Source organism: Enterobacter sp. JBIWA005 (assembly GCF_019968805.1).
Lineage (GTDB): Bacteria > Pseudomonadota > Gammaproteobacteria > Enterobacterales > Enterobacteriaceae > Enterobacter > Enterobacter vonholyi.
Window position 1 is genome coordinate 2,664,376 of sequence record NZ_CP074159.1, and the last position, 11,306, is coordinate 2,675,681.

Consider the following 11,306-nt stretch of genomic DNA (forward strand, 5'->3'; position numbering starts at 1 on the left):
TTACCCCGCATCTTTCAGTTCAAAATGGCCGTTTTCCAGATCGACATCGGTACGAAACAGAAACTCCAGCGGGTACGGCACGCACCATAAACGCCCTTTGATCTCAATGGAGAGCACGTTGTGCAGATCCAGCGAGGAGGTATCCGACACGCAGCGAACCTGCAGCCCCTGCGGCAAAATGCGCGGCTCAAAATTAATGATGGCCTCGGTGAGCTTGCGCTGAATATCGTGCCATTCGATGTCCGACATTCTTTTCCCGGCCAGCGGCGCGACGCCGAAGTTGACCACCGAGCGGTTCACGTGCGGCAAGGCGCTCAAATCGCCGGAGGCATCGTGGTTGATAGTGTTAAACAGCCACTGCAGATCGCGCAGGACGTTGCGGCGCAGGGCGGCGTGGGTGATCAGATTGCTGTTGGCCGACTCGCGCTTTTTTTCCGGGTCGTCATCGGTGAGGCGATCGAGCAGCGAGGGCTGCATTTTGTCGCGCGCCCCCACCTTCTCCTGCTTGCTGCGGGCTTGCCAACCGCTGCGCAGCAGATCGCCTTCGCCAGCGGGATTACTCATCGGCTCCATCCGTCGCAAACGTCACGAGGCTCAAGGACAGCAGCGGGCTTTCGCTTTGCTCGCTCAGCCAGGCTTTCTGGCCCCTGCCTTCGTAAAGGGTACCGTCTTCGTCGAGCGCCTGCCATTCGGTGGTGCGGCCTAATTTGACCGCATCAGCGGCATCGGCAGCAAAAGGATAACGCGCCGGGATCTGACACACCTGCTCCGTACCGTCGGTCAGGCGCACAAGCGCGTGACGCCAGACCAGATCGGTGACGCTGGCAGGCGCCTGGAAACGGATCTCCGCGATAGCGTTAAACGGCAGCCAGAAATAGCGGCCGTTCACTATGGTTTCGCAGACCGGGCCGAGACGGGCATCGCCGTCCATCAGCCAGTCAAAAGCCTGCGTCTCCTCGTTTTCGAGGGTGATGTGACCCGCAGTGGCCTGCGCCTGTTCAAGGGCTTCAAGACGCAGCGCATGCGCGCGCTCGCCATCCTCGCTCAGCGCCGCGGCAAGGGTAGTCAGCCACGGCCACTGGGTTTCAGGCATGGCCGGACGCGCCTGTCCCGCCATTACCTGCGCGCGCTGCAGCTCGCCCTGAATGGACTGCTCCAGCAGCGTGACGGTAGGTTTCGCCTGAGGCTTCAGCGCCAGCCAGCTTTTCAGCTGGGTAAGAGCCCGCGTCCAGTTGCCGCTGAGGGTTAAAAACTGCACAAACGCAGCGCGAAGGTCGGCATCCGCCGGACGGGCTTTGATTTCAGCTTCCAGACGCGCCAGCGCATCGTTGAGCGACTCGCCCGCCAGGTGTTGATAAAGCGTATTCATAGCCATTCCTTAATTCGCCGCGCGCCATGCGCCGACGGCCGGATCGCGCAGCTGAGGACGCAGGGTGTCAATCAGAACGATATTCAGCGGAGTACCCGGTGCGACCCAGGCGCTCCACGTTTTTTTCACCGCCGCGATACGCGCCTGCAGTTTTGCGTCATCGCTGGCGATTTCACGGGAAATCTCCACCGCTACGGTGCCGTTGCTCTTCCAGCTGTTCAGGCTGTTATCGTAAGGCAGGATCATCCAGCTCTGGTCGCTGTTTGGGGTGCTGAATACCATGCGCTCTTTGTTGACGGAGGTGATCAGCGCGTTTTCCGGGTCGGCGCTTTGATTTAGTCCGGTCACCGGGAAACCGTGGATGTACGTCACCGCCATCTCTTTCTGTCCGCCGTTGCGGGACTGCGAAACTACGGTGTGTCCGCTCAGCCAGCTGCCGTTGCCGCAGCGGGTGGTGTCAGAATCCGGAATAAAGAGCGCCGGAGCAGAGGCGCCCCCTTCCCAGAAGGTGCGCAGGTGGCAGCCGTCCTGAAGCGTAAACTCCTGCCACGGCGTACGGTCGGCGGGAACGGTGCGGGAAGCCACATTTTGATCTGGCGGCATTAACGTGCCGCTGGCTGTGGCAGCGGTGACGGTTGCGGCAGGCGTGGCCTGCTCCTGTTTCACCACCAGCGCCCAGTCCTGCGCTTTGCCTGCGGTGCCCTGCGCCAGCGTGGTACCTGCCGGATCGTTGAGCGTCCAGCTGAGTTTATTCACTTTGCTGCACTGGTGCTCCAGCAGTGAGCCAAGACGCGGTACAAAGTTCTCCAGCACGGAGACGTCTTTCTTGCCGTTCGCCACAATGCGCAGCGCCACCTCAGGCTTACACCAGCTTTGCGGCGTGTTGTCTTTAATGTTGTCGATCCAGATATCCAGCTTCTGTGCAGGAGACTGCACGATGCGGAAATTCTCAGCCTGCGCGGTGGAGGTGACCGCCAGAAGTGCCAAACCCGATAGCCAAAGTTTCATATCGTTCCTTGTGTGTCTAATCAGTTCCGCAGGGAAGAAATTGTGCTGCGTCAGAGAGGGTGTGCAGCAAAGTGGTGTCCTGAGGGTTGCCCATCCATACCGCCAGGGCAGTATAGTTATCCTGAGCATTCCCTTCCTGTTCACCATTCTTTTGAATGATTTGGTTCATTAAGGTCAGCCACTCCTGCGGCGTATTGACCATATGCAGCGACTGCTTCATTTGCTCTTCACTGACGCCGTGCCAGAACCCGTCGGTGCAGAGTAAGAATGCATCGCCGTCTTCAACCTGCACCACGTCGCTGTAGCTCGCTTCTGGACCGCCGTTTTCAATCCCCAGCGCAAGATAGAGCAGGTTGCTGTTCAGGTTGTCGGTCTGGTGTCCGGCATCTTTCATCTGCTGCACCAGGCTGTGGTCGGTGGTCACATGCCACAGCCATCCCCGGCGGAACAGGTACAGACGGCTGTCTCCGGCATGCGCCCAGTAGGCCAGGCCGTAATCACGGTCAATGAAAAGACTGACCAGCGTCGTGCCCATCCGGCGATAGTCCTGAACGGCCTGCTGCTCGCTGAGGATGGTGCGGTTCGCCGTCTGCACGTAGTCGCGGATGTGCTGCGCATTAAGATGTTTGTCGCCATCGAAGCGGGAGATAATGCTGTTGCGTGCCAGCTCTGCAGCTACCTCACCGCCCGGCAGGCCCGCGATGCCGTCGCAGACGACAAAGCAGGCTGAACGTTCCCCTATGGTTTCTCCCGTCTGATCCTGGTTGCTGGCGCGCGTCCCCTGGCGGGAGAGAGAAGCCGTTGCGATATTCATTTGTCTTCCGATCCGCTCTGTGAGTCTTTGTACTGATTCACCTCCATGTCATACGCATGAAGGAAGGCCTCGCCGAAAAGGGTGTGGAAGTCGTCCTCAATCTCGCCCGCCGTCTCGCCATAGCTGCGAACAAAATAGTCCCACAGGGCGGCTTTGCGGCTGCCCGGCAGCGCCAGACGCGAGGTCATGCCGTTCTGCTTCGCCTGCTCTTCCAGCTGCTCCGGGTTAAAGGACTGCAGCATTGCCGCGATGATGGCGCGGATACCGGAGATCATGCCCAGCTGGTGCGCCTGCAGATCGATCAGCGCATCGCGCACGGATTTGGTCGGCGGCATAAAGCCCGGCATCGGGGTGCCGAACATCTGGATCAGCACGGTTTTGCCGGTCGGCAACAGCTTGAACGGGTTGTTGGCATCGTCCAGCACCATGGTCATATCGGCTTTTACGCCGCGCTTGAGGATGGAGCGCGAGGAGAGCAGCGCCACCGTTCCCTGAGAGAACATACCGAGGATTTGCCCGAGCTGACGCATATTTTCACGGTCAAACTGCGGAACGGGCTGCATTTCGCTCAGGCCCATGCCTTCCAGCAGCGCCTCCAGAAGCTCGCCCTGCAGCACTTCGCCCTTCTCACCGCTGTTTGCCGTGGCGGCTGGGGCGGCGGCGTTATTGACCGGGTCGATGCGCAGACGGCCCTTAGGGGCCTGGGCGCTGCTGCGGGCAACGGCCTGCGGCGTAGGCATGGTGAAGCCTGCGTAATCCGGTCGCGCGGGCTCTTCTTCAGCGCGCGGTTCTTCCTGCGGCTCAGGGGCGAACAGCGGAGAATCGGCCAGCACGTCCTCTTCCTGCTCAGGCTCCGGCACTGGCGCAGGCTTTTCGGCGACTATGTCATCCGGATGGGTTAACGGCGCGCCGCCCATCAGCCCGAGCGGGTCGTCATTACGCGCGGCTGGCGCGCTGGCCTTGCCGCCAAACAGGGCCAGCGGATCGAGCTCATCAGTCGCCTCGTCTTCTGGCTTAGCGGGGCTATTCTCGCCCGGCGGCACCAGCGTTGACGGGGTGACGTCGTCAAAAATACTCTCTTTCTTGAACAACGCTTCGTCGCTGAACAGCGTGTCCGGGTCAACGTTCTTACGCTCAAGTTTTGGATCGCTGTCGTTGAACATCGCCAGCGGATCTTCAGCGTTACGCTCCGGGGCCGCTGGCTGGGAGAATGGATCGTGCGATGCAGCTGGCTGCGGTTTTGTACGGTTGCTGGAGATGCTGTCGGAGATGGAGAACTCCTGCATCAGGCTATCCCATATTTCCGTTGGCACGGCGGTCGGCTCGGCCTTCCCGCGCGGTGCGGTGCTCGCCGGCTTCGGGTGCGGAGCGGGCGCGGACGCGGCTGCCGGACGCGCCTGCTGATGCATGCTGGCCGCCATGCGGCTCACGGGCTGCGTATCGTGGATCAGTTCGGTCACTTCGATACGGTAGTCATCAATACCGAGAATGTCGCCATCCTGCAGCTCAACCTGACGCCCTCGCTCCAGCGGAATGTCATTTAATACCACGCGGGTGACGCTGCCACGGTTGGTCACGCGGCATTCGCCCTGGGCGTCAACGTGAACAATGGCCTGCAGACGAGAGATGGTGCGGTCATTGTCCGGCAACACCAGATTGTTATCCGTACCGCGCCCAATGGTGCCGCCCGGGGCGTAAAAATCACAGCTGCTTTGCGGCGGCTGATGACCGGGTTTTGTAGAAATAATCGTGAATCGCATGGCGTATTCCTGCTGGTATGATTAGCGCTCAAACGCTGCCGCTCTCGGGGCGAGAACGGCGGCGTTTGGGGTTAACACATTCTATTCAGTCTGCGTAAGCTTAAACTGGCCTGAAGGACCTTCCTGTAAGGTGAAACGGGCAGCATAGCGAACAGAATCGTTTTTCCCTGACACTTTCAGAGCAACATCATATTCTCCGGCTTGCCACGCAATCCCCTTCCACTGGTGACACTGTTGGGTCGTTAACGTCACTTCAGGGCTAAACGTTGACGGCGGCGATACCGCTTTCCACTCATTTCCCGCGCGTTTCATTATGGTGGGCGAATGGCTGGTGACAGGCGCGTCTAACCCGGAGTTAGCGGGAATAGCAAAGCAGGGTTCGTTGTTCTTTAGCGTAACCGAAAGCGACTGATATTGTGCAGGATGAGATACACAGGCACTCACCGTTAATGCGATTGCTACAACACTGAGTAACTGTTTCATAACCATACCCGCCGGTCTTTAGGATTTTGAATAAACAACGATAATACCTGCAGGTATTTATCCTTCAGGTCGGGGCCGATTATTCCCTCAAACCCAGCAATGTTTCGGAAATCACCCAGGCCGTAATTTATAAGATAATAAAAATCAGAAATGATAGAAGCCTGCTGCTCCATACCAAAGTCCGATAGTTTTTTATCGGGGGGCAGAGAATAATTATAACTTGCTGCCCAACTGAATGCGCCTCGGGTTCGAACATTCATTCCAATCTGATGCTGCAATACATGCACCATTTCGTGAATAAACCAGTGTTTATATCGCGGAACCTCTATTGAGAAGTCATCCCGATAATGCGGCTCGCGAAAATAGAGCTCACCATTGGGGGTCATCGCGACATCTGTCGACTGCATATTAAACGGCAAATAGCTTTTATTATGGACTTTAACTTCTGAATACTTTATTGCGTCACCAAAAACCGAGCGCGCCAGTGCTATTTCGCCAATGGTGAGAGGACGGGCGCCTCCTTCCTGCAAACTTGCCATGCTATCTTCCTTCCCGGTTGATAATGACCGGGGAAACTCCCCGGCCACATACGCAATTACGCTTCTTTGTTTTCTTTGATGTTCCAGCCAGCGCTGCTTTCAGCACCCTTACCACCAGAAGTGGTCTGCTCCCAGTACTGCTGTTTCACTTTCGCAGCCTGGAACGCATAGGTCACACCAACGGTATCGCCGTTGTCTGCACCGGTGTACTGAACAGAGGTGACCAGCACATCTTCCAGCGTGATGCGGGAGTATTCCACCTGCTGGCCGCCGGCTTTACAGACGGACAGTTCAACTTTGGTCAGGTGTTTACCGCTGGCGCAGTGTTTCAGGATAGCGGTGGTGGATTTGTCGATCAGCGCGTTAACGTGCAGGTCGTTAAAGTTAACTTTACCGGCACCGCCGCCACCGCCAACGCTCATATTACCTGGCTGGGAAGCACCCCAGGAGAAGGAGGTAATATCAGTCCAGCCGGTGTGGTTAGAATCTTTAGATTCGCCCGTAACACCCTCGACCTTCAGAAACATATCAATAGCCATAATATCTACTCTTCGTGGATGAACAATATTGCTTTCGAAAAAGCACTTATATGGCAAACAGGAAAGCATGGGGCTGAATAAAACCGTCCATATTTTACCTCTGCCTCATATCAAATGACCCGTGTCATTTGACAGTCTTACATTCCCCCTGAATGAACGGAAAGAATGTGAAGTCTTTTACTACTCTGGGTTATCCTGGATCCAGCTACGATCAGGATCGCCAATGATGACTTGCGGAACCAGTTTGTTCAGTTCGTCGCTATGATAAAGACGTAGACAGTTTAAGGTTACACCTTTGACATCGGGTTTTCGCTCTGAATGAAAACCATTAATTTGATTTTTATATTTTTCGATGAGGGCATTCACTTTATCCGTGCCATTTTCAGCATCAAAAGGTATCCACTCAATAAATGCGCTCGCACTTCGGGCCGCATCAGCAGAAAACTGACTGCCTTTATCTGCCACCTGAGCAAGACAGCGCGACAGAACTAAATCTTTTAAAACCTGCCGGTATGTTTGCTGCTGATAAAAATCAGGATAGTTATTTCCAGCACACACATAAAAAGTCATAAATGCGAGGAAAAAACAGAAATGCTTCACCTTATATCCTTTGCCATAGAACCACAGCGCATCAGTCCGACCAAAATACTAACTTTTATCTTTCCATTTTTCTGCGACAACGTATATCCCTATCGCAAATGCATTAAGTCCAGCACATAAGAATCCATGCATTGCGATTCGCGGAACATCTTCCGGCCAGTCAAAGATAAACAGATAGTAGCCGGATACCGCCATAAACAGCATAAATGAAATTATTAGCAATATATAAACGGTTAAATAGCTGATGAATTTTCGTATTAACGCTTTCACAGTCAAATTCATTAGCTATCTCGTATTCACCGAAATGGTGCCGACCCTCCAGGGCCGGCACTCATCATCACGCGTCTTTCGTCTTCAGCGACGGCAGTTTAGATACCAGACGCAGAGAAACGGTCAGACCTTCCAGCTGGTAGTGTGGACGCAGGAAGAACTTCGCGGCGTAGTAGCCCGGGTTGTCCTCAATCTCCTGCACCTGCACTTCTGCAGCCGCCAGCGGTTTACGGGACTTGGTCTCCTGGGAGGAGTTAGCCGGGTCACCGTCGACGTAGTTCATCACCCAGTCGTTCAGCCAGCGCTCCATCTCTTCGCGCTCGCGGAAGGAGCCGATTTTGTCGCGCACGATGCACTTCAGGTAGTGCGCAAAACGGCAGCAGGCGAACAGGTACGGCAGACGAGAGGCCAGACGCGCGTTGGCGGTGGCATCCGGGTCATGGTACTCGGCCGGTTTCTGCAGCGACTGCGCGCCGATGAAGGCGGCAAAGTCGGAGTTTTTGCGGTGAACCAGCGGCATAAAGCCGTTTTTCGCCAGCTCGGCTTCACGACGATCGCTGATGGCGATCTCGGTCGGGCACTTCATGTCCACGCCGCCGTCATCGCTCGGGAAGGTGTGGCACGGCAGATTTTCCACCGCCCCGCCGGACTCCACGCCGCGAATCGAGGTACACCAGCCGTACTCTTTGAAGGAGCGGTTGATATTGGCGGCCATCGCATACGCGGCGTTCGCCCACGAGTAGCTGTTGTGGTTCGCGCCGTCGGTCTGCTCTTCAAAATCGAAGCTGTCCACCGGGTTGGTGCGAATGCCGTACGGCAGACGCGACAGGAAGCGCGGCATCACCAGCCCCAGATAGCGGGCATCTTCGGATTCACGCAGCGAACGCCAGGCGGCGTATTCGGTGTTCTGGAAGATCTTGGTCAGATCGCGCGGGTTAGCCAGCTCCTGCCAGGACTCCATCTGCATCACGCCCGGTGCGGTACCGGTGATAAACGGACAGTGCGCCGCAGAGCCGATGCGCGCCATTTCCCCCAGCAGCTCAACGTCCTGCGGGCTGTGGTCGAAGTAATAGTCGCCGACGATGCAGCCAAACGGCTCGCCGCCGAACTGACCGTACTCCTGCTCGTAGATTTTTTTGAAGATCGGGCTCTGGTCCCAGCCCACGCCCTTGAAGCGCTTCAGGGTGCGGCCCAGCTCCTGCTTGGAGATGCTCATAAAGCGGATCTTCAGCATCTCGTCAGTTTCAGTGTTGTTCACCAGGTAGCTCAGACCGCGCCAGGCGCTCTCCAGCTTCTGAAACTCTTCGTGGTGAATGATCTGGTTTACCTGCTGCGAAAGCTGCTCGTCGATACCGGCAATCAGGTTCTGAATGGTACGGTAGGTATCGTTCGAGAAGGTGACGGTATTTTCCAGCGCCTGCTGCGCCAGGGTTTTAACCGCGCTTTCTACAGCGGAACGCGCCTGGTCGGTTTTCGGGCGGAACTCTTTGTTCAGCAGCGCGCTGAATTCATCCTGGCTGAACGCCTGACCCGCCTGCTGCTCGTGTTGTTGAGTCTGGTTGCTCATCGATTATTCCTCGCTACCTTTCGCACTTTCGTCATTTTTCGGCAACTGGCTCAGGGATTTGAGCAGCGTCGGATCCTGCAGAATTTTTGCGATCAGCTCTTCCGCACCGTTTTTACCGTCCATATAGGTCAGCAGGTTGGAAAGCTGGGTACGCGCTTCCAGCAGCTTGTTCAGCGGCTCAACCTTGCGGGCCACCGCATCCGGCAGGAAGTCGTCCATGCTGTCGAAGGTCAGGTCTACGTTGAGCTTACCTTCGCCGGTCAGGGTGTTATCCACCTGGAACGCCACGCGCGGCTTAAGCGCCTTCATGCGTTCGTCAAAGTTGTCGATGTCGATTTCGAGGAATTTACGCTCGTCGACGGCCGGCAGGTTTTCAACCGGTTTGCCGACCAGATCGGCCATGACGCCCATCACAAACGGCAGCTGAATCTTACGTTCTGCACCGTAGATCTCTACGTCGTACTCGATCTGCACGCGGGGGGCACGGTTACGTGCGATGAATTTCTGCCCACTGTTACTCATTGCCATGATGTTCTCCATCAAAGATGCGCGGTGAAGGTGAAACGGCAGGCTCCATGCCTGTCGTCATAATGCCTGGACGCGTTATTCGCGGCGCCCAAAGATGTTTTCAAGTTGGTTAACGCCGTCTGGCGCCAGGTCGCGAATAATGTCCATAAAGTTGAGTTCTGACAGCCGCTGCACCCGTTCAATCATCAGCGGTGCGGGGTGGCTCGGTTCGTACTGCGCAAAATACTGTTTTGCTTTTTCCAGCATCAGCTGCGCGTCGGCGCGGCTGGTGACCTGCACGCTGCGCCAGTCGGTGACCGGCTGAGCGGGCTGCGCTGCCGACGACGGCTGCTCTGCCTGTGGTTCTGCATGCGCCTCACGGTTCGGCAGCAGCTTGCTGATGTCGGTTACCTGACACGCGCTTGCTACCAGTCCGACGGTTTTAAGCAGCTGCTCCATCTCGGGCACGCCGCTTTCACCGAGATGCCCGGTGAGCAGCTCGCGAATCGCCAGCAGACGTTCGTTAATGACGATAACCGCGGCGGTTCCCGGCTGATCGCCGCGGGCCAGCTCGTCAATCAGCCGTGGACGCCCGCCGGGATAGTCCGGGCATTCGGTTTTACTGCCGTCCAGCAGGGCCTGAGCATCCCGGAGCGAAATTTCATCGCCGTTTGAACGCAGCAGCGAGGCGTTACGCACGGCGATGGTGAGGTCGGACTTATCGCTCAGCCCTGCCAGGGCGTTAATGCGGTAGAAGGGGTCGGTTTCGCCATACTCTTCCAGCAGCGGATAGAGCGTCTCCCAGTAACGGGCGATCGCCTCCTGCACCAGCAGCAATCCGTCCGCGTAGCCCGCCAGCCCGCGACGGCGGGTCCAGGCATGGGTTAACGCCAGCAGGACGCGAAGATCTTTGGTGCGGGTCAGCAGGCTGATGGCGTATTTTTCCACCGTGTTCCAGTCAGCTGGTTCTGCCGGAATAATGGTGTCGCCAAACTGCTGTTCCGCTTTCCCAAGACTTGCCTGATTCATGCTCTGGAATTCGGCGTCGTACTCCAGGTTTTCGCCACAGGGTTTTTCGGGACTTATTGGCGCGAGAAATTCTTCGATATTCATGAGATCCCTGCTTATTCAAACATAGGCGGATAGAGACCGTGACGGCCCGGACGAGCGCCCCCTGCCGGGTCGAACAGCAGGGTGAAAAGCTACCCGGTAAAGTTACCGCTGTGCACGTGGGTGTACAGCGGGTAGCCGTCGCAGCGGTTGGTCCACCAGTAGCTGGTCTGACGCAGAGGATCAAAACATTCAGCCGCCTGAGGCCAGCCCAGCGTGCTCTGGCCGTCCTCGTCATAGCCAATCACATCAAGTATGTCGGAACGCTTTTGCGGCTCGACCGGCTGCGGCGCCGGAATGGTCATCAGCATTTCGTCGAGCTGCGAGGCGGAAAAACTGTTGCGCACCGCGTGCAGCCCCAGGCGCCCAATCTGCTGATACCAGCTTTCGGCCTGGCTGAGCAGGCTGGTCGACCATTCGGACGGCGCGAAGCTCAGCTGAAGGCAAACAGGATACTGTCGGCCAACGCTGTCGCGGCCGGGCAGCAGACAGCCCATCTGGATCATCTGGCTGCCCAGCATGGGCGGTACCACAAAATTCCAGACTGGCGCTTTTTGAAACTGGCGCTCGCCGCTGCGCTGCTCTTCCTGCTGCCAGGCCAGCAGACCGACCTGGAACCAGTGTGACCACTGGCGCTGTAAAGTGTCAGGAAAGCGACGCTGCAAAAAATCTCCGGCGCTGGGTAACTTGCCATACCAGCTGTAGCGGTTCATCGCAGGGGTATTCGTCATACGGCTGTC

At 57.0% G+C, this 11,306-nt stretch carries 12 protein-coding genes and 1 pseudogene; all 13 read right to left on the minus strand.

Annotated features, from left to right (window positions below):
* Complete coding sequence (gene tssE / locus KGP22_RS12590) at positions 1–564, minus strand: type VI secretion system baseplate subunit TssE (protein WP_111964760.1); 564 nt, start codon at positions 562–564, stop codon at positions 1–3.
* Entirely contained in the window at positions 557–1,369 is an 813-nt protein-coding gene (locus tag KGP22_RS12595) for a type VI secretion system accessory protein TagJ (protein ID WP_111964761.1), read from the minus strand. The genes tssE and KGP22_RS12595 overlap by 8 nt, the downstream gene beginning before the upstream one ends.
* Before the next feature lie 9 nt (positions 1,370–1,378).
* Complete coding sequence (locus KGP22_RS12600; RefSeq protein WP_111964762.1) at positions 1,379–2,377, minus strand: hypothetical protein; 999 nt, start codon at positions 2,375–2,377, stop codon at positions 1,379–1,381.
* A 16-nt stretch (positions 2,378–2,393) separates the two neighbouring features.
* Positions 2,394–3,191 carry a protein phosphatase 2C domain-containing protein gene (locus tag KGP22_RS12605; RefSeq protein WP_014884226.1) on the minus strand — a complete coding sequence of 266 codons (798 nt, stop codon included), beginning with the start codon at positions 3,189–3,191 and terminating at the stop codon, positions 2,394–2,396.
* Positions 3,188–4,951 (minus strand): type VI secretion system-associated FHA domain protein TagH, encoded by a 1,764-nt coding sequence (gene tagH, locus KGP22_RS12610; RefSeq protein ID WP_223579253.1) that lies wholly within the window; start codon positions 4,949–4,951, stop codon positions 3,188–3,190. Before tagH ends, KGP22_RS12605 begins: the two co-directional genes overlap by 4 nt.
* An 81-nt stretch (positions 4,952–5,032) precedes the next feature.
* Positions 5,033–5,440, minus strand: coding sequence for a putative T6SS immunity periplasmic lipoprotein (locus KGP22_RS12615; protein WP_348984601.1), 408 nt, complete (start codon positions 5,438–5,440; stop codon positions 5,033–5,035).
* A complete protein-coding gene (locus KGP22_RS12620; RefSeq protein ID WP_021240381.1) occupies positions 5,431–5,973 on the minus strand; it encodes a hypothetical protein in 543 nt (180 codons plus the stop codon). The genes KGP22_RS12615 and KGP22_RS12620 overlap by 10 nt, the downstream gene beginning before the upstream one ends.
* A gap of 56 nt (positions 5,974–6,029) precedes the next feature.
* Positions 6,030–6,512, minus strand: a complete 483-nt coding sequence (locus KGP22_RS12625; RefSeq protein ID WP_008502640.1) for a type VI secretion system tube protein Hcp — start codon at positions 6,510–6,512, stop codon at positions 6,030–6,032.
* A 180-nt stretch (positions 6,513–6,692) separates the two neighbouring features.
* Complete coding sequence (locus KGP22_RS12630) at positions 6,693–7,112, minus strand: T6SS amidase immunity protein Tai4 family protein (RefSeq protein ID WP_223579260.1); 420 nt, start codon at positions 7,110–7,112, stop codon at positions 6,693–6,695.
* Positions 7,113–7,449: 337 nt separating this feature from the next.
* Positions 7,450–8,949 (minus strand): type VI secretion system contractile sheath large subunit, encoded by a 1,500-nt coding sequence (gene tssC, locus KGP22_RS12635; RefSeq protein WP_014884232.1) that lies wholly within the window; start codon positions 8,947–8,949, stop codon positions 7,450–7,452.
* 3 nt (positions 8,950–8,952) lie between these two features.
* Positions 8,953–9,477 (minus strand): type VI secretion system contractile sheath small subunit, encoded by a 525-nt coding sequence (gene tssB / locus KGP22_RS12640; RefSeq protein WP_008502644.1) that lies wholly within the window; start codon positions 9,475–9,477, stop codon positions 8,953–8,955.
* Positions 9,478–9,552: 75 nt separating this feature from the next.
* Entirely contained in the window at positions 9,553–10,569 is a 1,017-nt protein-coding gene (tssA, locus tag KGP22_RS12645; RefSeq protein ID WP_223579263.1) for a type VI secretion system protein TssA, read from the minus strand.
* An 11-nt stretch (positions 10,570–10,580) separates the two neighbouring features.
* Positions 10,581–11,297: pseudogene (tagF, locus tag KGP22_RS12650) on the minus strand (type VI secretion system-associated protein TagF).
* Positions 11,298–11,306: the final 9 nt, after the last annotated feature.